This is a genomic window from Caulobacter radicis, from assembly GCF_003094615.1.
In the GTDB taxonomy this organism is placed as follows: domain Bacteria; phylum Pseudomonadota; class Alphaproteobacteria; order Caulobacterales; family Caulobacteraceae; genus Caulobacter; species Caulobacter radicis.
The window spans coordinates 54,527-74,619 of record NZ_QDKO01000015.1 but is presented as its reverse complement, the minus strand read 5'-3'; the positions used below and the strand labels follow the sequence as shown (position 1 = coordinate 74,619).

19 protein-coding genes and 4 tRNA genes are annotated in these 20,093 nt (G+C 68.6%); 17 read left to right on the top strand and 6 right to left on the bottom strand.

All coding sequences use genetic code 11. The annotated features are described in order from the left end of the window. Positions 1-2 precede the first annotated feature (2 nt). Positions 3-476: a 30S ribosomal protein S9 gene (gene rpsI, locus DDF62_RS09025; protein ID WP_101714260.1), complete on the top strand. Its 474-nt coding sequence runs from the start codon at positions 3-5 to the stop codon at positions 474-476. Positions 477-641: 165 nt separating this feature from the next. Then, the gene (argC, locus tag DDF62_RS09020; protein WP_116488811.1) at positions 642-1,595 is read left to right on the top strand and encodes an N-acetyl-gamma-glutamyl-phosphate reductase; all 954 of its coding nucleotides are present in this window, start codon (positions 642-644) and stop codon (positions 1,593-1,595) included. 37 nt (positions 1,596-1,632) lie between these two features. Here argC and DDF62_RS09015 read toward each other — a convergent pair whose 3' ends face one another. Both DDF62_RS09015 and soxR read right to left on the bottom strand, forming a co-directional pair. Further along, a complete protein-coding gene (locus DDF62_RS09015; RefSeq protein ID WP_116488810.1) occupies positions 1,633-2,247 on the bottom strand; it encodes a DUF1287 domain-containing protein in 615 nt (204 codons plus the stop codon). 58 nt (positions 2,248-2,305) lie between these two features. After that, complete coding sequence (soxR, locus tag DDF62_RS09010) at positions 2,306-2,761, bottom strand: redox-sensitive transcriptional activator SoxR (RefSeq protein WP_116488809.1); 456 nt, start codon at positions 2,759-2,761, stop codon at positions 2,306-2,308. Between the two features lie 78 nt (positions 2,762-2,839). Between soxR and DDF62_RS09005 the strand changes: the two genes are divergently transcribed. Further along, the gene (locus DDF62_RS09005; RefSeq protein WP_116488808.1) at positions 2,840-3,214 is read left to right on the top strand and encodes an antibiotic biosynthesis monooxygenase; all 375 of its coding nucleotides are present in this window, start codon (positions 2,840-2,842) and stop codon (positions 3,212-3,214) included. A 134-nt stretch (positions 3,215-3,348) separates the two neighbouring features. On the opposite strand, the gene DDF62_RS09000 is transcribed toward DDF62_RS09005, so the two are convergent. Beyond that, positions 3,349-5,322 (bottom strand): class I poly(R)-hydroxyalkanoic acid synthase, encoded by a 1,974-nt coding sequence (locus tag DDF62_RS09000; RefSeq protein WP_425267036.1) that lies wholly within the window; start codon positions 5,320-5,322, stop codon positions 3,349-3,351. 94 nt (positions 5,323-5,416) lie between these two features. Here DDF62_RS09000 and DDF62_RS08995 point away from each other — a divergent pair, with 94 nt between their 5' ends. The 5 genes from DDF62_RS08995 to DDF62_RS08975 all read left to right on the top strand — a co-directional run bounded on the left by DDF62_RS08995 (position 5,417) and on the right by DDF62_RS08975 (position 10,743). Then, a complete protein-coding gene (locus DDF62_RS08995; protein ID WP_116488807.1) occupies positions 5,417-5,863 on the top strand; it encodes a hypothetical protein in 447 nt (148 codons plus the stop codon). Positions 5,864-5,970: 107 nt separating this feature from the next. Further along, positions 5,971-7,191, top strand: a complete 1,221-nt coding sequence (locus DDF62_RS08990; RefSeq protein WP_116488806.1) for an LL-diaminopimelate aminotransferase — start codon at positions 5,971-5,973, stop codon at positions 7,189-7,191. A gap of 139 nt (positions 7,192-7,330) precedes the next feature. Next, on the top strand, positions 7,331-8,620 hold the full coding sequence (locus tag DDF62_RS08985) for a homoserine dehydrogenase (RefSeq protein WP_116488805.1): 1,290 nt from the start codon (positions 7,331-7,333) through the stop codon (positions 8,618-8,620). A gap of 74 nt (positions 8,621-8,694) precedes the next feature. Beyond that, complete coding sequence (gene glpX, locus DDF62_RS08980; protein ID WP_116488804.1) at positions 8,695-9,645, top strand: class II fructose-bisphosphatase; 951 nt, start codon at positions 8,695-8,697, stop codon at positions 9,643-9,645. Positions 9,646-9,765: 120 nt separating this feature from the next. Then, on the top strand, positions 9,766-10,743 hold the full coding sequence (locus DDF62_RS08975) for a class 1 fructose-bisphosphatase (RefSeq protein ID WP_116488803.1): 978 nt from the start codon (positions 9,766-9,768) through the stop codon (positions 10,741-10,743). 37 nt (positions 10,744-10,780) lie between these two features. Here the strand turns inward: DDF62_RS08975 and DDF62_RS08970 are convergent, their stop codons facing one another. After that, complete coding sequence (locus tag DDF62_RS08970) at positions 10,781-11,377, bottom strand: hypothetical protein (protein WP_116488802.1); 597 nt, start codon at positions 11,375-11,377, stop codon at positions 10,781-10,783. Between the two features lie 224 nt (positions 11,378-11,601). Between DDF62_RS08970 and recJ the strand changes: the two genes are divergently transcribed. The 8 genes from recJ to DDF62_RS08930 all read left to right on the top strand — a co-directional run bounded on the left by recJ (position 11,602) and on the right by DDF62_RS08930 (position 15,604). Then, a complete protein-coding gene (gene recJ, locus DDF62_RS08965) occupies positions 11,602-13,422 on the top strand; it encodes a single-stranded-DNA-specific exonuclease RecJ (RefSeq protein WP_116488801.1) in 1,821 nt (606 codons plus the stop codon). A 69-nt stretch (positions 13,423-13,491) separates the two neighbouring features. Continuing rightward, positions 13,492-13,566: transfer RNA gene (locus DDF62_RS08960), tRNA-Glu, on the top strand. Positions 13,567-13,623: 57 nt separating this feature from the next. Further along, positions 13,624-13,698 (top strand) — tRNA-Glu (locus DDF62_RS08955). A gap of 173 nt (positions 13,699-13,871) precedes the next feature. Then, complete coding sequence (gene cspD / locus DDF62_RS08950) at positions 13,872-14,462, top strand: stationary phase survival cold shock domain protein CspD (protein WP_116488800.1); 591 nt, start codon at positions 13,872-13,874, stop codon at positions 14,460-14,462. A gap of 104 nt (positions 14,463-14,566) precedes the next feature. Further along, positions 14,567-15,013 carry a DUF192 domain-containing protein gene (locus DDF62_RS08945; protein WP_165832217.1) on the top strand — a complete coding sequence of 149 codons (447 nt, stop codon included), beginning with the start codon at positions 14,567-14,569 and terminating at the stop codon, positions 15,011-15,013. Between the two features lie 77 nt (positions 15,014-15,090). Then, positions 15,091-15,167: transfer RNA gene (locus DDF62_RS08940), tRNA-Pro, on the top strand. Between the two features lie 25 nt (positions 15,168-15,192). Continuing rightward, positions 15,193-15,498, top strand: a complete 306-nt coding sequence (locus tag DDF62_RS08935) for an ETC complex I subunit (RefSeq protein ID WP_058346925.1) — start codon at positions 15,193-15,195, stop codon at positions 15,496-15,498. Between the two features lie 29 nt (positions 15,499-15,527). Beyond that, positions 15,528-15,604, top strand: a tRNA-Arg gene (locus DDF62_RS08930). A gap of 58 nt (positions 15,605-15,662) precedes the next feature. On the opposite strand, the gene DDF62_RS26850 is transcribed toward DDF62_RS08930, so the two are convergent. After that, the gene (locus tag DDF62_RS26850) at positions 15,663-16,271 is read right to left on the bottom strand and encodes a hypothetical protein (RefSeq protein WP_482764083.1); all 609 of its coding nucleotides are present in this window, start codon (positions 16,269-16,271) and stop codon (positions 15,663-15,665) included. Between DDF62_RS26850 and DDF62_RS26845 the strand changes: the two genes are divergently transcribed. Continuing rightward, complete coding sequence (locus DDF62_RS26845; RefSeq protein WP_482764082.1) at positions 16,221-16,673, top strand: hypothetical protein; 453 nt, start codon at positions 16,221-16,223, stop codon at positions 16,671-16,673. The genes DDF62_RS26850 and DDF62_RS26845 overlap by 51 nt on opposite strands. A 299-nt stretch (positions 16,674-16,972) precedes the next feature. Here DDF62_RS26845 and DDF62_RS25375 read toward each other — a convergent pair whose 3' ends face one another. Beyond that, positions 16,973-20,089: a PA14 domain-containing protein gene (locus DDF62_RS25375; protein ID WP_133244904.1), complete on the bottom strand. Its 3,117-nt coding sequence runs from the start codon at positions 20,087-20,089 to the stop codon at positions 16,973-16,975. Positions 20,090-20,093 lie beyond the last annotated feature (4 nt).

The window sequence follows — 20,093 nt, the reverse complement described above, 5'->3', positions numbered from 1 at the left end:
TCATGTCCGAAGCTCAAGGTTTTGACGCGCTGGCCGGCCTGTCCAGCAACCCGCAAGCGGCCGCTCCGGCCGAGCCGAAGATCGACGCCCAAGGCCGCTCGTACGCGACCGGCAAGCGTAAGAACGCCATCGCGCGCGTCTGGATCAAGCCGGGCACCGGCAAGATCACGGTCAATGGCCGCGACCAGGAAGTCTACTTCGCTCGCCCCGTGCTGCGCATGATGATCGCCCAGCCGCTGCAAGTGACCGAGCGTCTCGGCCAGTTCGACGTCGACGTCACCGTCGAAGGTTCGGGCCTGTCGGGTCAAGCCGGCGCCATCCGTCACGGTCTGTCCAAGGCCCTGACCTACTACGAACCGGCCCTGCGCCCGGTCCTGAAGCCGCACGGCTTCCTGACCCGCGACAGCCGCGTCGTCGAGCGTAAGAAGTACGGCAAGGCCAAGGCCCGCCGCAGCTTCCAGTTCTCGAAGCGCTAAGCGCGTCGTCGCACGCGTTTTGGAAGAGGGCGCTTCGGTTATCCGAAGCGCCCTTTTTCTTGTGAATTCCGATCGGGCCGGACAGCGCCCGAATGCATGCGCCGGTCACATGGCGCTGCAAGACTGGGCCCGACGCGAAGCGGCCCAGGCCGAGGAGTTGGCATCATGGCGAACACCCCCAAGGTCTTCATCGACGGCGAAGTCGGCACCACCGGCCTGCAGATTCGCGAGCGCCTGATCGGCCGCACCGATCTTCAGCTGATCTCGATCGATCCCGAGCGCCGCAAGGATCCGGTCGCCCGCGCCGAGATGCTGAACGCCGCCGATGCGGTGATCCTGTGCCTGCCCGACGACGCGGCCAAGGAAGCCGTCGGCCTGATCGAGAACCCGCTGGTCAAGGTGATCGACGCCTCCAGCGCCCATCGCACCAACGCCGACTGGACCTACGGCTTCCCCGAGCTGGACAAGGAACAGCGCAAGAAGATCGCGGCTTCGAAGCGGATCTCCAACCCGGGCTGCTACGCCACCGGCGCCATCGCCCTGACCCGTCCGCTGGTTTCGGCCGGCCTGCTGTCTTCGGACCTGCCGGTCTCGTTCAACGGCGTCTCGGGCTACACGGGCGGCGGCAAGGCGATGATCGCCGAGTTCGAGGACGAGAGCTCGCCGACCTACACCAAGGTCGCCTATCGCATCTACGGCCTGTCGCTGACCCACAAGCACGTGCCCGAGATCCAGAAGCACGGCGGCCTGCTGTCGCGCCCGATCTTCACGCCCGCCGTGGGCCGCTACGCGCAAGGCATGCTGGTCGAGCTGCCGCTGCACCTTGGCCTGCTTGAAGGCTCCTGCTCGCTGGGCGACCTCCACGCCGCGCTCGCCGCCCACTACAAGGGCGAAAGCTTCGTCGAGGTGGCTTCGCTGGACGAGGCCAAGTCGTTGACGACCCTCGACCCCGAGGGGCTGAACGGCACCAACCGCCTGAAGCTGTTCGTCTTCGGCTCCGACACCAGCGGCCAGGCCCGCCTGGTGGCCCTGCTCGACAACCTGGGCAAGGGCGCCTCGGGCGCCGCGGTGCAGAACCTCAACCTGGCGCTCGGCCTGGACGAGAAGGCTGGGCTCTGAAGCCAGATCCTTCTCCCGCAAGGAGAGAAGGGCAGGGTCAAGCCCGCCAGCGATAGTGCCCGGCGGGCTTGTGCAGCTTGAAGATCCACAACGCCTCTTCGCGGGCGCCGGCGCCGATATTGTGCACCACGCGCACCTTGTCGGGACCTTGCACCACCACGCCGATGTGCGGGCGGCCGTTGCCGAACAGCCGCCAAGTCAGCACGTCGCCCGGCAGGGGATCGGCAAAGCCGTCGCCCGAGCGGGCGTCCTGGCTGGCGCGCAGCTTCGCGCCCTGGCGATCCAGATAGGTCTCCAGGTTCAGCACCCGGCGATGGTCGATGTTGGCGTCGGCGCTCTTTTGGCCCCAGGCCCGCTTGGCCGGATAGGCCGAGAAGGATCGGGTCATGTCGGCGTGGATGCGTTCCTGCAGATCGACGTTCCAGGCGTCGCGGGCGGCCCGCACCAGCACGTCGGCGCAGACGCCGGTCGAGCGCAGCACGTCGCCTCGCGGATAGCCGATCGCGCGATAGCTGGGGTCGTAGTCCAGGGTCACGCCGATCTGGGTGCGCGCCGCCTGGGCCAGTTTAAGGCCGTCGCCGCGCGCGGCCGCGCCCAGCCAGGGGGCGGCGGCCAGAAGGCCCAGCGTGGTGCGACGAGAAAGGTCGAGCATGGCGACAAGCTCCGCCGTGATCGGGGCGAGTTTTGGGCGAACGCTGGTCTTGCTGGCGTCAAATTTCATCCAGAAGGCGAGGGCCTGGCCCTTCGGCGGCGAGCGTGTCGCGCGGATTGCGCAACGGGCAAGAGGTCAGCGACAGGCAGCCGCAGCCTATGCAGCCGTCGAGCTGGTCGCGCAGCTGGGTCAGGCGGCGGATGCGCGCGTCCAGGTCGTCGCGCCAGGCCGCCGACAAGTCACGCCAGTTCTGCTGGCTGGGCGCGCGATCGTCGGGCAGGGCGGCCAGCGCCTGCTTGATCTCGTTCAGCGGCATGCCGGTGCGCTGGGCGACCTTGATCACCGCCACCCGCCGCAGCATGCCGCGCGGATAGCGTCGCTGGTTGCCTTCGGTGCGCAGGCTGCGGATCAGGCCCTTGGCCTCGTAGAAGTGCAGGGCCGAAACCGCCACGCCCGCGCGCTTGGCCAGTTCGCCGACGCTGAGCGTCTGGAAGGCGGAGGGGCAGTCGGACATGGCGCTTGACCTCAAGTTTGCTTGAGGTTTTACAGGGGGAGCTCCGCAACCGGCAACGCCTTCCTGGAGCGCCTCCCCATGACCTTCGCCGCCGCCACGACCGCCGTCGCAGCCGCCGCTGTCGCCAGCCCCGTCGAGCCCAGGGCGGCGCGCCCCGAGCCGGTGGTCAATATCAGCGTCATCCGTCCGAAGACCGGTCAGTTCGAGGCCTTCCTCGAGCTGCAACTGGCCCAGCACCTGCGCTTGCGCGGCCAGGTGAAGGGCCTGCGCGGCGTGCGGCTGTTTCGATCAGAGCAGGGGCTGGTGCTGATCTCGGTGTTCGACACCCAGGCGGACGCTGACCTCTTCCGCGAGGATCGGCGCTTCACCGAGCACATGGCCCGGGTGCGGCCGCTGATCGAGAAGTCCGAGACAGGCGTATTCGCCGAGGCCTATGCGGTGGGTATGGTCTGAAAAAACCTCCCCCTCCTGGGGGAGGCGGCCTCAGGCCGGTGGGGGAAGTTTTCAGCTTTCGAGGCGCGGGCCGGTTTACGGCCACGCCCCCCACCGATCGCTGCGCGATCTCCTCCCCCAGAGGGGGAGGTTCTCTAAGCCGCTTCCGCGTTCGAGCGCACCCGCACGAAGCTGCCCGGGGCGTCCTCGAAGGCCTTCAGCGGACCCTTGGAGGGATCGCGGGCCGGGACCAGCTTGCCGGACTTGGCCTTCAGCCAGTCGGCCCAATGCGGCCACCACGAACCGGGGTGCTCGACCGCGCCGGCGATCCAGCCGTCGACCGAGCCAGGCAGGTGCTCGTTGGTCCAGTGCTGGTACTTCTTGGCGTCGGGATGGTTGATCACGCCGGCGATGTGGCCCGAACCGGCCATGGTGAAGGTCACCGGGCCGCCGAAGGCGCGCGCGCCGCGATAGACACTGCGGTAGGGCGCGATGTGGTCGTCCTTCGACGACTGCACGTAGATGGGCGTCTTGACCTTCGACAGGTCCAGTACCTCTCCGCCCAAGGTCAGGCGGCCATGGGTCAGGTTGTTGTCCTTGTAGAAGTTGCGCAGGTAGAACAGGTGCAGCGATTTGGGCATCCGCGTCTGGTCGGCGTTCCAGAACAGCAGGTCGAACGGGCGCGGTTCCTTGCCCATCAGGTAGTTGTTGATGAAGAACGACCAGATCAGGTCGTTGCCGCGCAGGGCGTTGAAGGTGTCGGCCATCGACTGGCTGGGCAGGAAGCCGCCCTGCTGGTCCATCCGCGCCTCGATTTCCTTCAGCCAGGCCTCGTCGGTGAACAGCAGAAGGTCTCCGGCCTCGGCGAAGTCCTGCTGGGCGGCGAAGAAGGTGGCCGAATTGATGCGCTTGTCGCCCTTGGCGGCCATGTGGGCCAGGGCGCATGACAGCAGCGTGCCGCCGATGCAGTAGCCGACGGTGTTGACCCTATCGACGCCGCACTGGGTCATGACCTGTTGGCTGGCGTCGTAGATGCCTTCGAGCATGTAGTCTTCGAAGGTCTTGGCGGCCAGGCGGGTGTCGGGATTGACCCACGAGGCGACGAACACCGTGAAGCCCTGGCCGGTCAGCCAGCGGATCATCGAGTTCTCGGGCCGCAGGTCCAGGATGTAGAACTTGTTGATCCAGGGCGGGAAGATCAGCAGCGGGATCTCGTGCTGCTGCTCGGTGGTCGGGTCGAACTGGATCAGCTGCAGGATGTCGTTCTGGTAGACCACCTTGCCGGGGGCGGTGGCGACGTTCTCGCCGACCTTGAACTTGGCCAGATCCGTCTGGCTGATGGCCAGCTGGCCGCCGCCGCGCTCGAGGTCGGCGGCGAAGTTCTCCATGCCGCGCTTCAGGCTCTCGCCGTTGGTGTGCATCACCTCGCGCAGGGCGGCGGGGTTGGAGATCAGGAAGTTCGACGGCGAGAAGGCGTCGGTCAGCATCTTGGTGAAGAACTCGACGCGGCGCTTGGATTGCGGGTCGACGTTCTCGGCTTGGGCCACCAGGCCGTTCAGCCAGTTCGACGTCAGCAGGTAGGACTGCTTCATCATGTCGAACACGGGGTTGGACGACCAGTCGGGGTCGGAGAAGCGCTTGTCGCCATGGGCAGGGGCGATCACCGGCTTGGCCTCTTCGCCGACGGCGCGGCGGGCCGCCGACTGCCAAAGCTCCATGTAGCCGCTGAAGAGGTCGGCCTGGGCGCGCAGCAGCCGGTCCGGCTGCGACGCAAGGCTGCCGATCACCTCGTTGAGGGCGGGCCCCACATGGAACGGGTCGGGCGACAGGGCGGCGGGCCGGTCGGCCTGACGCAGGGCGGCCTCGGCGATCGCGCCTTGCGCGGTGACGGCCGCGCGGGCCAGGTTGGCCGACAGGGCCTCCATCATTCGCCGCTGCTCCTCGGTCAGCAGCGCGGTGAAATCGGGGGCGCCGGAGGCGGCGGCCGATTCGGGCTTGGGATCGGGCTCAGGGGACGGAGGAGGGGGCTTTGGCGTCGTGGCGGCCGTCTTGCGCGGTGCGGAAGGCTTGCGAGGCTTGCCCGCCGTCTTGACGCTCTTGCCCGCGTCCTTGCCGTCGCCCTTGGCCATGCGCGTTCCTTCCGCCTGAATGTCGCTTATCGACCGCCGATTCTCGTTCGGCGCCTTCCGCTCGCCGCGATCATCGCATAAGACCTGAGACAAGATGAACGGCCAAACCGGTAAAATCGTACGTTTCGGCGCCTCGCTCGCGGTCCTCTCGGCCGTGCTGTCGGCCTGCGCCTCGTCGCCGTTCACGCCGCCGCCCGTCGACGCCACCTCGCCGGTGGCCGCCGGCGCCGAAGCGGCCGCCAATGAGCGGGGCAAGATCCCGAGCCTGGCCAGCATTCCGGCCGTGCCGACCGACATTCCCAAGCCCGGCGAATACAAGGCCCAGGTCCAGGCCGAGCAGGCCGCCGCCGCTAAGCTCCGTCGCGACACCGCGCCGGAGACCTTCGCCCTGACCGACACCGAAGGTTTCGCCGCCCGCGCCCAGCGCGCCGGGCGCGTTCCGCCGTCGGAAATCCCGACCGTCGCCGATCGCGCCGAGACCGAAGCCTTCGCCAAGGCTGCTCGTGGCCGAGCTACCCCGCCTCCGTCCAAGCCCCAATAGGGCGACGGAGGCATAATTTTCCTTGAACTGGCTTGGCTAGGCCCCGCTGGGGGTCTATCCATGCCCGACTTTTCGCTCCTGCAGCGCCAGAGGGCGCACGAGCCATCATGACCGCCGACTTTCACCGTATCCGCCGCCTGCCGCCTTACGTCTTCGAAGAGGTCAACCGCATCAAGGCTCGCCTGCGCGGCCAGGGCGTCGACATCATCGACTTCGGCATGGGCAATCCGGACATGCCCACGCCCAAGCACATCGTCGACAAGCTGATCGAGACCTCGCGCGACCCGCGCGCCGGCCGCTATTCGGCCTCGAAGGGCATCCCCGGCCTGCGCAAGGCCATGGCCGGCTACTACGACCGCCGCTTCGGCGTGAAGCTGAACCCCGACACCGAGGTGATCTCGACCCTCGGCTCGAAGGAGGGCTTCGCCAACCTCGCCCAGGCCCTGACGGCCCCCGGCGACGTCATCATCTGCCCGAACCCGGCCTATCCGATCCACGCCTTCGGCTTCATCATGGCCGGCGGCGTCATTCGCCACGTGCCGGCGCTGAGCCCCGAGCAGTACCTCAGCAACATCAGCCGCGCGGTGAAGCACTCGGTGCCGCCGCCGTCCGTGCTGATCCTGTCCTATCCGTCGAACCCGACGGCCCAGACCGTCGACCTCGACTTCTACAAGGACGCCGTGGCGCTGGCCAAGAAGCACGACCTGCTGGTCATCAGCGACGTGGCCTACGGCGAGATCTATTTCGAGGACAACCCGCCGCCGTCGATCCTGCAGGTCGAGGGCGCCAAGGACATCGCCGTCGAGGTCAACTCGCTGTCGAAGACCTACGCCATGGCCGGCTGGCGCGTGGGCATGGTGGTCGGCAACGCCCGCATCTGCGCGGCCCTGGCGCGCGTGAAGTCCTATCTCGACTACGGCGCCTACACGCCGGTGCAGGTCGCCGCCGCCGCGGCCCTGAATGGCCCGCAGGACTGCGTCGAGGAGATCCGCGGCATCTACAAGGGGCGTCGCGACACCCTGGTCTCGTCGATGAAGCGCGCCGGCTGGGACATTCCCAACCCGCCCGCCTCGATGTTCGCCTGGGCGAAGATCCCGCCGCAGTTCGAGGCCGCGGGCTCGATGCTGTTCTCGCGCCTGCTGATCGAGGAGGCCGGCGTCGCCGTCGCCCCGGGCATCGGTTTTGGCGAGTACGGCGAGGGCTATGTCCGCATCGGCCTCGTCGAGAACGAGCACCGCATCAAGCAGGCCGCGCGCAACGTGAAGAAGTTCATCGCCAACGCCGACCAGATCCTGGCCAAGGCTCACAACAGCCTCGAACAGGCCTGACCCGACCACGACGACTTCGCCCTGGCCCCGCCCAGGGCGCGGGTCTCCACCGCACGCCGCCACACTGGCCCTCGTCCCCAGGTTCGCCGAAGGAGAGGGCGGTCCCGCAAGGGGCCACCGGACCACGAGGAACCGCACCATGACTCAGAAAACCTGGCGCGTCGGCGTCGCGGGCCTCGGCACCGTCGGCGGCGGTCTCCTGCAGTTCCTCGCCGCCCGCCCGGACTTCGCGCCGGCTGGTGATCGCGCCGAAGTGGTCGCCGTCTCGGCCCGTTCCAAGTCGCGCCCGCGCACGGTCGACATCTCGGGCCTTGAATGGTTCGACGATCCGGTCGCCCTGGCCAGTTCGCCGAACGTCGACCTGTTCGTCGAGCTCGTCGGCGGCAGCGACGGCCCGGCCAAGGCCGCGGTCGAGGCCGCCCTGAAGCTGGGCAAGCCGGTGGTGACCGCCAACAAGGCGCTGATCGCCGAGCACGGCGCGGAGCTCGCCGCGCTGGCCGAGGCCAACGACGCGCCGCTGCTGTTCGAGGCCGCCGTCATGGGCGGCACGCCGGCGGTGAAGATGCTGCGCGAGGCCATGGTCGGCGACGACGTCGTCTCGGTGGCCGGCATCCTCAACGGCACCTGCAACTACATCCTCTCCGAAATGGAGAAGACCGGCCGCGACTTCGGCGACGTGCTGCGCGAGGCTCAGGCCTTGGGCTACGCCGAAGCCGATCCGACCATGGACGTCGGCGGCTTCGACGCCGGCCACAAGATCACCATCCTGGCCGCCCTGGCTTTCGGCTGCGCCCCCAACTACGAGGCCGCCGAGATCGAGGGCATCAGCGAGGTCGAGCTGCTCGACATCAAGCTGGCCAAGGACCTGGGCTATCGCATCAAGCTGATCGCCGGCACCTCGAAGACCGAGGGCGGCGTGGCCGTGAAGGTCCATCCGACCCTGATCCCGCTGGAGCATCCGCTGGCCCAGGCCGGCGGCGCCCTGAACGCGCTCTTCATCGAGGGGACGCGCATCGGCCGCATCTTCATCCAGGGGCCGGGCGCCGGCGCGGGCCCGACGGCGGCCGCCGTCGCCGCCGACATCGCCGACGTGATGACCAGGGCCGCGCGGCCGGTGTTCCAGGCCCCGGCCGGCGCGCTGAAGCCGTTCGTCGCCGTCGATCCCGCCAAGTCTGTGGGCAAGGCCTATCTGCGGATCATGGTGCGCGACGTGCCCGGCGCCATCGCCGCGATCTCCGAAACCCTGGCCGAATGCGGCGTCTCGATCGACGCCTTCCTGCAGAAGCCTGTCGAAGGGGCGGGCGGCGTGCCGATCGTGCTCGTCACCCATGCGACTCCCGAATCCAAGCTGCTCGACGCGATTAGCCGCATCGAAAAGCTGCAGGCCGTGCTAGAGCGTCCCCGTCTTCTGCGCGTCGCGCGCAACTAGAGATCGCGAGCAACAAGCGGTCCAGGTGTGGAAGACATTGGGAAATTAGCCTCGCCACGGGCTGGGAGACACTGATGAGTTCTAACACCCTGGACCGTTCTCTGGTCCTGGATGCGGTCCGCGTGACCGAAGCCGCCGCCATCGCGTCGTGGACCATGGTCGGCCGGGGTGACGAGATGGCCGCCGACCAGGCGGCCGTCGACGCCATGCGCAATGCGCTCAACGAGCTTTCCATCGACGGCGAGATCGTCATCGGCGAGGGCGAGCGTGACGAGGCGCCGATGCTCTATATCGGCGAGAAGGTGGGGCGTGGCGGCCCGACCGTCGACATCGCGCTCGATCCGCTGGAAGGCACGACCCTGACGGCCAAGGCCATGCCCAACGCGCTGGCCGTGATGGCCTGGGCGCCCAAGGGCACGCTGCTGAACGCCCCCGACACCTATATGGACAAGATCGCCTGCGGGCCGGGCTATCCGGCCGGCGTGATCGATCTCGACAAGTCGCCGGCCGACAACGTCAAGGCGCTGGCCGCGGCCAAGGGCGTGGAGCCGTCGCAGATCACCGTTTGCGTGCTGGACCGTCCGCGTCACGCCGAGATCATCTCTTCAGTCCGTTCGGCCGGGGCTCGGGTCAATCTGATCACCGACGGCGACGTGGCCGGCGTCATCAACACCGCCGATCCCTCGACCGGCATCGACCTCTATCTCGGCTCCGGCGGCGCCCCCGAGGGCGTGCTGGCCTGCGCGGCGCTGAAGTGCGTCGGCGGTCAGTTCCAGGGCCGCCTGATCTTTCGCAACGCCGACGAGCGCGCCCGCGCCGCGCGCTGGGGCGTCACCGAGTTCGACAAGAAGTACGACCTGCATGAGATCGTGCGGGCCGACGCCATCTTCGCCGCCACCGGCGTCACCTCCGGCGCCCTGCTGGACGGGGTGGGGTTCAAGGACGGCTTCGTCCATACCCACAGCCTGGTGATGAATTCCTCGACCGGGGCCGTGCGCGAAGTGCGCATGAAGCGCCGAGTCTAGGCTTTCTGGGGCCGGCTTTCGCCGCCGGCCCGCTCCCGCCCGTAATATTGTCGTACTAGTCTGCGAGTCGCTCGCGCCGCGGCGACTGATCGCCGCCCCGTATAGTTCGAGGCCTTTTCCATGACCGCCCTGATCGATCTCGCCAGCCATCTCGCCGGCGATCCCTCCAGCCCCGCGGTCAAGACCGTCGTCACGCAAATCGCCGCCGCCTGCGCTCGTATCAGCCGCGTGGTGGCCGGCGGGGCCATTCTCGGCAATCTCGGCGCGGCCGGGATCACCAACGTCCAGGACGAGGAGCAGAAGAAGCTCGACATCCTGACCAACGACCTGTTGAGCGACGCCCTGAAGGCTTGCGATCCGGTCGCCGGCATCGCCTCCGAAGAGCTCGAGCATGTCGAGACCACCGGCCGCCAGGGCGGCTATCTGGTCACCTTCGATCCGCTCGACGGCTCCAGCAACATCGACGTCAACGTCTCGGTCGGCACCATCTTCTCGATCCTGCCGGCGCCGGAAGGGCGCGAGCCGACCGAAGCCGACTTCCTGCAGCCCGGCCGCCACCAGGTCGGCGCCGGCTATGCCGTCTACGGTCCGCAGACCATGCTGGTCCTGACCCTGACCTCGGGCGTGGTGGGCTTCACCCTGTCGGCCGACGATCGCTGGCTGTTGACCCACGCCGCGTCGACCATTCCGGCCGACACCGCCGAGTTCGCCATCAACATGTCGAACCAGCGCCACTGGGCCCCGCCGATCCGTCGCTATGTCGACGGCTGCCTGGCCGGCAAGGAAGGCCCCAGGGCCAAGAACTTCAACATGCGCTGGGTGGCCTCGATGGTCGCAGACGTGCACCGCATCCTGATGCGCGGGGGCATCTTCATGTACCCGTGGGACGCCCGCGAGCCGGGCAAGCCGGGCAAGCTGCGCCTGATGTACGAGGCCAATCCGATGGCGCTGATCGTCGAGCGCGCCGGCGGCAAGGCCACCGACGGCGTCACCCCGATCCTGGACCTGGCGCCCAGCAAGCTGCACCAGCGCGTGCCGGTGGTGTTGGGTTCGGCCAATGAAGTCGACCAGGTGGCCAAGGAAACGGCGGCCGGATGATGGTTCGCGCCCTCTCCGAAAGGGGAGGGCGCGCCCGTCAGCGGGCGAGGGCGGCTTTCGAGCGCAGGGCCGTCGCGGTCGCCAGGATCGAGCCGATCAGCATCAGTTCGCCGGCGTTGCCGAGCCAGAACACGCCGCTGCCGGCGCTGCCGAACATCGCCAGGGCCCCCAGGCACAACCATGGTACGCCCGCTCGCCGCCACAGCAGGACGCCGACGCCGATCAGCACCAGCACCGTCACGATCGACGGGATGGGCGGGCTGGCGGCCGCGTGGGCGTAGCGCAGCGTGCCGCCATACTCCTTGAGCACCAGGTTCAGGTTGAAGATCTCGGTATAGGCGCCGAGCGCAACGAGCAGGGCGGTCAGGACCCACACCCAGGCGCGCAGGCGCAGCCTGGCGATCCAGAACACGATCGGGATCAGCAGAGGGGTCAGCAGGCCGTGCGCGACGTAGCGCGGCACCGACAGGCCGACGAGCAGGTCGCCCGCGCCGACCAGGGCTCCGGCGGCGATGATGGCGTTGTCCCAGCACAGCGCCAGGATGATGACGGTCAGCGGCCAGATGCGGAGCGAAGCGGCATACGCACTGGCGGCCAGCATGCCGGCGGCCATCAGCCAGAACACGAGGGTCATAACGCGGGCGCTCCGTCCGATTCGCTGTCTCTATTAATGGTCGAGGTTAGAGCGGCCATGATTATTGGCGTTCCCGGCGCGCGAAGTCGTCGCCACACGATCAGGGGCATGCGATCGAACGGGGGCGTCCGTTTTCGCCGCACCGGCGTGTCATGGATCGAATCCCGTAAAGCAGATAGGGTCGACCAATGCCCCAAGATGCTGATTTCAGGCTGGTTTAGCCCATGGCTGCCGACGGTCACGCCGTACCCGCCGCCGCCGAGGCCTTCCTGGGCGTCGAGCGCTCCCTGTCGGGTCGCGCCTGGCGCGAACGTCTCGCCGACGCCGCCGTCGTTCGTGACATCGCCAGGCTGCATGGCCTTTCCGAGCCCCTGGCCCGGGCCCTTGCCGCTCGGGGGATCGGGCTGGACGGCGCGCGCGACTACCTGCAGCCGACGCTGAAGTCGCTGTTCCCCGACCCGTCCAGCTTCACCGACATGGATCGGGCCGCCGAGATCCTGATCGACGCCCTGGAGCAGGGGCGCCCGACCATGGTGTTCGCCGACTATGACGTCGACGGCGCCACCAGCGCCGCCCAGTTGGTGCGCTGGTTCCGGCACATGGGCGTCGAGCTGCCGATCTACATTCCCGATCGCCTGAAGGAGGGCTACGGGCCCAGCCCGGCCGCCTTCAAGACCATCCGCGAGACCGGCGCCGAACTGGTCGTCACCCTCGATTGCGGCGCGGCCGCCTATGACGCCATAGCCAGCGCCGCCACGATCGGCCTGGAGGTCGTGGTCATCGACCACCACCTGATGCGCGAGGACCCGCCGGCCGCGGCCGCCGTGGTCAACCCCAACCGTCCCGGCTGCCAGAGCGGGCAGGGGGTTCTGGCCGCCGCCGGCGTCACTTTCATCCTGCTGGTGGCCCTCAATCGCGAGGCCCGCAAGCGCGGCCTGTTCGGCGAGGGACGGCCCGAGCCCGACCTGCGCCAGTGGTTGGACCTGACCGCCCTGGGCGAGGTCTGCGACGTCACCCAGTTGGTCGGCTTCAACCGCTCGCTGACGGCCACCGGCCTGCGGGTGATGTCCAACTGGGCCAATCCGGGCCTGAAGGCCCTGCTGGAGGTGGCCAAGGGGCAGGGGGCGGCCAGCGTGTTCCATGCCGGCTTCATCCTGGGGCCGCGAATCAACGCCGGCGGCCGGATCGGTCGCTCCGACCTCGGCGCGCGCCTGCTTTCCACCGACGATCCGATCGAGGCCCGGGCGCTGGCCGAGGAACTCGACGCCCTCAACACCGAGCGCAAGGCCGTCGAGGCCGCCGTGGTCGAGGAGGCCGTGGCGATTCTCGAGCGCAGCAGCAACTTCAATCCCGACGCCCCGGTCATCGTCGTGGCCGGCGAGGACTGGCATCCGGGCGTCGTGGGCATTGTCGCCAGCCGCCTGCGCGAGCGCTATCGCAAGCCGACCCTGGTCATCGGCATCGACCGCGCGGCGGGAATCGCCAAGGGCTCGGGCCGGTCGCAGCCGGGCGTGAATCTGGGCCGGGCCGTGCAGGCCGCCTTCGAGGCTGGGATCCTGATGGCCGGCGGCGGGCACGCCATGGCCGCGGGCCTGACCGTGCGGCCCGATTCGATCCCCGAACTGCGCGCCTTCCTGGAAGAAGCCCTGGCCGGCGAGATGGAAGCCGTCGGGGCCGAGTCGGTCGAGATCGACGCCCTGGTGCAGCCGCGCGCCGCCAATCGGGGCCTCTGGACCGAGTTCCAGCAGATGGCCCCGTTCGGCCCCGGCAATGTCGAGCCGACCTTCGCCCTTGCCGGCGTGCGCCCCGAGCGGGTCATGGCCCTGCGTGGCGGTCACGTGCGAGTCGACCTCGTCGGGCCTACGGGCGACCGCATCAAGGCCGTGTCCTGGCGTTCGGCCGAGACCGATCTGGGCCGCAGGCTGCTGGCGGGCGGTGGCGCGCTGCACGTCGTTGGCCGCCTGAAACCCGATGATTACATGGGCCGGGAAGGGGTCCAGCTAGAGATCGAGGACGCTGCGGATCCCCGCATGTGGACGGAATAAAAAAATCGCATCTGACCGCTTGCGCTCTCCGGGGAGCCTTTGTATATCCCCGGCTCCTCGCGGCGACGCGGTCCCTTCGTCTATCGGTTAGGACGCCAGATTTTCAATCTGGAGAGAGGGGTTCGACTCCCCTAGGGACTGCCAGTCGCGAGGCGTCTACTTTGAACTACTGCGGATTACCTTGCTTCTGTGAAGCTTAGTGGTCCCTTCGTCTATCGGTTAGGACGCCAGATTTTCAATCTGGAGAGAGGGGTTCGACTCCCCTAGGGACTGCCAACCGCAGAGTTCAGAGTTTCCCATACGACACAGAAGGCGCGACTAAACGTCGCGCCTTTCGTATTGCGCGCTCTCCACATCATTTGGCCATTGACGGCCATCCCTCCCCGAGAACAGTGTTATTCTTGTGGCGCTCGCTCCTTTGGGCTGTTTGGGCGAGCCAGAGGGGCGGAATGTCTGGTTACGACTTGGATGCATCGGGCGTGCACGAAGACCTCGTGCGTATCAGCGGCCGTGTGAAATGGTTCGACGTCGGCAAGGGCTACGGCTTCATTGTCCCCGACGATCCGGGCCAGACAGGCCTGAAGGACGTCCTGCTTCACGTCACCTCCCTGCGCAATTGCGGCCGTGAATCGGCCCTCGAGGGCTCGGTCATCGTCTGCGACGTGGTCAAGCGGCCCAAGGGCTGGCAGGTCAGCGAGGTCGTCGACCTCGACGAGACCTCGGCGCCTTCGCCGCTGGAACGCCCGCGGCGCACCTTCGACGAAGCCGCGCCCCGGCGCGAGGGGCCTCGCAGCTTCGGAGGCGCGTCCCGCCAATCCCTGACGCCGGCCGGTCCGCCCGAGCGAGCCAAGGTCAAGTGGTTCAACCGCACCAAGGGCTATGGCTTCGTCGTCCGCGACGAGGCGCCGGGCGACATCTTCGTCCACATCGAAACCCTGCGCCGCGGCGGGCTGGAGGATCTCCAGCCGGGCGACGACGTCATGGTTCGCTTCGCGCAGGGTCCGAAGGGGCTGGTCGTCGCCGAGATCACCGCCGCCTGACGTGGCTTTTACGACCGGTGAGGGGCGGGTAGGGTCCTTGCCGGCTCCATGGTTCTGGCGAGGCTTTCTTGGCCCTTCTTGATGATCCGCGACGGCGCGACGCGCTGCGGCTTCTGGTGGGCGCCGTCCCGGCGCTCGGAGTCGCCGGTCCGGCCCTGGCGGCCGGTCCGCGGCTCGAGCCGCTGGAGCTCGTCACCGGCCGCGGCGTCGTCCGTTTCCAGGTCGAGATCGCCGCCACCGAGGCCGAGCAGCGCAAGGGGCTGATGTTCCGCAAGTCGCTGGCCCCGGACCGCGGCATGCTGTTCGTCTACAAGAAGCCGCAGCGGGCGGCCTTCTGGATGAAGAACACCCTGATCCCGCTCGACATCCTCTACATCGGCCCCGACGGGCGGATCCTGTCGATGGTCCGCAACGCCCGCCCGCTCGACGAGACGCCGCTGCCCTCGGGCGGTCCCGTGCTCGGCGTGCTGGAGATCGCCGGCGGCCGGGCGGGGCAGCTCGGCGTGCTTCCCGGCGATCGCGTACGGCACAGGATCTTCCCCAAGGGCTGAGCCGCGTTGAAAATCCCGCCCGCGCAGGCTTGCGTTTCGACCCCAAAGCCGAGTAGGAGCAACCCCTTGCTGGTGTCCGGAGCGTAGCGCAGCCTGGTAGCGCATCTGTTTTGGGAGCAGAGGGTCGCAGGTTCAAATCCTGCCGCTCCGACCACCGGCAGCGCCTTTTGGAGAGGTCCATGCTCGCCCGCATCTATCGTCCCGCCAAGAACGCCATGCAGTCGGGCAAGGCCAAGACCAAGGACTGGGTGCTGGAGTTCGAACCGGCCTCGGCCCGCAAGCCTGACCCGCTGATGGGCTGGACCCAGTCCAGCGACATGAACGGCCAGGTCCGCCTGACCTTCGAAACCCGCGACGAGGCCATCGCCTACGCCCAGCGGCACGAGATTTCGTTCCAGCTATTCGAGCCGAAGGTTCCCAAGCGGATCATCAAGGCCTACGCCGACAACTTCGCGACCAACCGCAAGCAGCCCTGGACCCACTAAAGGGTCCGGAACGCTGGGCCGGCGAGCGCGCGCCCTTAGCTCAGTTGGATAGAGCATTCGCCTTCTAAGCGAACGGTCGCAGGTTCGAATCCTGCAGGGCGCGCCAGCGGTCTTCCGTCTTCATTGCGCGTTCGCGCATTTGCTTGAGTTCTCGCTGATTTTCCTCAGTGAGCGTCGGGTGGCGGCGCCTGGCCCTGTGGTGCGGGCCGGTAGAACGGCGCCATCACCAGGGCGGCCAGGAACATCCACGACATCAGCCGGAAGGCGTCGTTGAAGGCCAGGGTGGCGGCGTGCCGGGCCACCAGTCGCGCGAGCTCGGCCTGGGCAAGTCCCATCGCCTGGGCGGCGTCGGGCGTCCGCTCGGCCATCTGGAGGGCCAGGGCGGCGACGAAGTCGGGCGCCTGGCTTCCGGCCCGGCCGAGGTTCTCGCCGATGTGGGCGGCGGCGATCCGGGTTCCGTCGCTGAGCCAGGTGTTGACCACGGCGATGCCGATGGCTCCGCCGAGGTTGCGCATCAGGTTGAACAGGCCCGAGGCGTAGCGCAGTTCGGCCATGGCGAAGCCGCCCGGCGCGACGTCGAGCGCTATCGCGCCGCCGCCGTCTCGGCCCAGTCGGACGCCGACCGCAGCCGCGCCCAGTACGCCGTCAGTCTCGGCCAGAGCGGCGTGACCCGGGCCAAGCGAGCCAGCCTGCTGGCGGCCGTGGCGCAGGCGCAGGCCGACGTGGCGCGCGCCGAAGCGACCCTGGCCCTGGCCCGCCAGGATCAGGGGCATACGGTGATCGTCGCGCCGATCGACGGCGTGGTCGGTGACCGCAAGGTCGAGCCCGGCGACTATGTCCAGCCCGGCTCGCGCTTGCTCAGCGTGGTGCCGATGCGAGCGCTTTATGTCACCGCCAACTTCAAGGAGACCCAGGTCGAGCGGATGGTCCCCGGCCAGGCCGCGACGATCAAGGTCGACGCCTTGGGCGGCAAGGCCCTGACTGGCCGCGTCGAAAGCTTCGCGCCCGGTTCGGGGTCGCGTTTCTCACTGCTGCCGTTCGAGCCGGGCACAGGCAACTTCACCAAGATCGTCCAGCGCGTGCCGGTGCGCATTCGCCTCGACCCGGGCCAGCCGGAACTGGCCCATCTGCGGCCGGGCCTGTCGACGACCGTCAAGGTGCGGCTGGCCGGCTGAGCCCGCGGAGAGTTCCATGCGATCGATATCGAGTTTGATCATGCTGGCGCTGGCCGGCGCGGCTGGCGCCATCGCCGCTCGGTCGTTGGCGGGCCGGGCGAGGTGAAGGTGGATTTCGGCGTCGTCGATGTTCTCGACCAAGCGCCGCCAAGTGAAAGCAGCGCGGTCTTGACCCAGACCATTGGCCTGGAAACCTCGGGTTACAGCCGGCACGGCGACCCGTGTGGACCACGCCTGCTGCCGACCGTCAGTACGGGTTTCTAGAGGTCGCGGGACGGCGGTCGCCGCGACCTGAAGCGTCAGGTCTTGGCGCGGTCGGCGATGTCGAAGCGCAGGCCGCTGGAGCCTTCGCCCCGTCCAGGCTGCTTTCGCCGTCCCATCCACAGATAGGGCGTCCCGTCGAGGCCACGGGCGAACTGCCAACTGCGCGTGACCCGGGCGCCGGCGCGAGGGATCTCCTCCTCGTGCACGTCCAGCCGGCGGCCAGGCTCGAGCATGAGACCGAGCGGCGGCGTCGCCTTGCCGTCCGGTCCGGGAAGAGCGCCGCGCCGGAGACGGTATGACCTGGGCGCGACCTGGGCGGGGGTCATCGGAATCCAGTAGTCCGGCGGTTCCGAACCCACCTTGTAGACCAGCGCCGAGGCGGCGCCGGCGTCCAGCCGGCCAGGCGCGGCGCCTTGCGGACGGCTCTGCCGGTAGGCTTCGTAGCGGTCCATGCGGCGGCCGGTTTCGCTTTGGACGACGCGCTCCACCGCCCAGGCCATGTTGGCCATCTCGTCGCGAAGAAACAGCACCTCTTCGACGGGCGCGCTCTCCATCGGCGACAGCAGGGTCGGCGCCAGAAAGAACAGGGGCTTTGCGACATCGGTCGCCTGCTGGGGCGACAGGCCGAACAGGTTCCAGCCGGCCGTCGCGCCGTCCAGCGCCGTATGATGGCGGATCTGGGTCGTCACGCCGAAGGTGTCGACGACGGTCAGCGCCTTGGGGGCGCAGACCGTTCCGGCATCCAGTTCCACGGGCATGACGAACCAGTCGTCGCTGCCGACCAGCGCGAACTCCAGCAGGGCGAGCATGGCCAGGTCGGTTTCGCCGGCCTTGACCTGGCCCCAGTCCACCTGGCCGTCCTCGAACTGCCAGTAGCGCGGAGCGGGCATGCCGCGATAGCTCACCGGCGCCGGAATGGCCTCGGCGACCACGGTCCTGCCGCCGCTCGCGCCGGGTTGCAGGCGAGCGTCGAACGCATGCCAGTCGAGGGCTCCGCCGGGATAGTCGCGGGCGGCCAGATCCACCCGGCCGGCGGACGTGGTCGCTGAGACCGCGAAGGCGTATTCCATCCGCTCCGGCCGCCAGGCGGGCGCGGCGCCGGCTTCGGTTTCGGCAAGGCCGCCTTGCCAGGCCAGCCAGGCTTCCGCGGCGGCGCGCAGGGCGGCGTCGTCGACGGCGCTCACGGCCAACGCGGCGGGAAGGGCGGGGGCTGACAGCTTCAGCGCGGCGCGCAGCTTGCGCCCGTCCGGCGTCCGGCCCGACATCAGGCGGGCGAACCGGCGGCTGGCGGCGTCTCGGCGGGGGCCGCCGGGGCCTTCTTCCAGCCGATAGGCCGCAGTCACGGCCGGACCGTACTTGCCAAGGCCGCGGCTGGAGAGGATCCGCAGGAAGTGAAGGCCGCTTTCGGCGGCCGCCCGCACGTCGTCGTCGGCCTGAGCCCGTTCGCGCTCGACCAGCGCCTCCAGCGGCGTGCGGACTCCGTCCAGCGGTTGCTCGGCGCCCAGTCGATAGGGGACCGGCTCGACGGGCGCGCCGTCCTGCAGGGTGACGACGCCGATCTCCTCGATCAGCTTCTCGCCGCTGAAGCTGACCTGCAGCCAGTCGGGAAAACTGCCCGCCGTGGCGTCGTTCCAGCCCCCGCCCTGGGCCCAGGCCGCGCCGGTCCGGTCGCCGTTGTTGGCGCCGGTGACCGGATACGCCGCGCTGTGGGTCGAGGAGGCGAACACTCGCCCGCCGTTGGCTGCCAGGGCGACGTTTCTGGACGCAACCGCATAGGACGGCGGCGGGTAGAGCTGGGTTTGCGGAACGACCTGCTTGGGCTGGCGCGGGCTCGACCACATCAGCCGGCATTCCGCGACGCTGACGCTGTCATAGTATTCAAGCCGTATGGCGTACTTGCGCCCGGCCTGCAGGGTGACCGTGCCGCTGTATTCGGTCGCCGCCTGGTTCATCCAGGCGTTGATGATCATCTTGCCGTCGATCCACAGGCGCACGCCGTCATCGCCTGTGACATGGAAGGTGCAGGGTTCGGAGAACCGGGGCGTGATCTCGCCCGTCCATCGGACCGAGAACCTGTCGGCGGGTATGGAGGGAAGGGGGGCGGCCGCCCCCCAGGCGAAATCCACCACGGGGTCGATCCGGGTCGCCGCGGTTCCCGTCAGGTCTACGCTCGGGAAGTATTCGGCGAACAGGCCCGAGCCCGGCGGGAACGCACGGGTCTTGCCGGCCGAACCCCAGGTCGAGAGGCCGCCGAACTGGGTGAAGGCCATGCCCCTGAGGGTGCGGCCCTCCAGTCCGATGAGCTTGGCGGGGATCTCCAGGCGGGTCCAGGTCCCTGGCGTCGGCAGGTCGCCCATCCGCCGGCGGCTCACCTGGCCCTCGACGCCCCACTCGATGCGGCTTTCGCCCCAGTAGGCGCGATGGTCCCAGGTCCCGTCGAACCCTTGCAGCATGATCTGCTTGGGCGGGTTCTTCGGATCGAGCCACACATGGACGAACAGGCTCTCACCCTCGTGGATCGGCAGGTGCTCGGCGCAATCCTCGAAATAGTGCTGCTTGACGCCGTCGGCGTTGGGGGTGCTGTGGACCTTGCCGCCGCCGGCCGGCGCGGTGGCGTCCATGGCCCATGACCAGCCGTCGCCGCGCGCCACGGCGCCGGCCGGCGCCGCGTCGCTCACCCAGGTGACGTCGCGGTCGGAGGGCTGGGCGATCGCCTGCATCGCCTCCAGTTCGACGATGCGGCTGAATTGTTCGAGCGCGCCTCGCACCACCACCCGCACACGATCGGTGCGGATCGGCGAGAACCGGGCTCGAACATGAACCTTGTTGTTGCCTCGAACCTGTCCGCCGGGGATCTGCGCCCAGGCCGCGCCGGTCCAGTATTCCAGGTCGAAGTCGGTCAGGCCGAACTTGGAGAAGGTGGTCGGAACGCGGTCCGGATCGTAGTCCGGCAGGAACCGGTCCAGTCGTCCGCAGTCCGCCTCGAAGCGGGCCAGGGCAGGCGAACCCGCGTCGGTCCCGAGGAACTCGCCAAACTGCCACTGGCGCGCCAGCAGCCACAACGGATCGTGGACAGCGGCGTTCAGTCCGCCGGTCATGTTGGGATCACGGCCGACCGGTTCGATGCGGGTCCAGGTGGTGATGGAGGGCATGGGG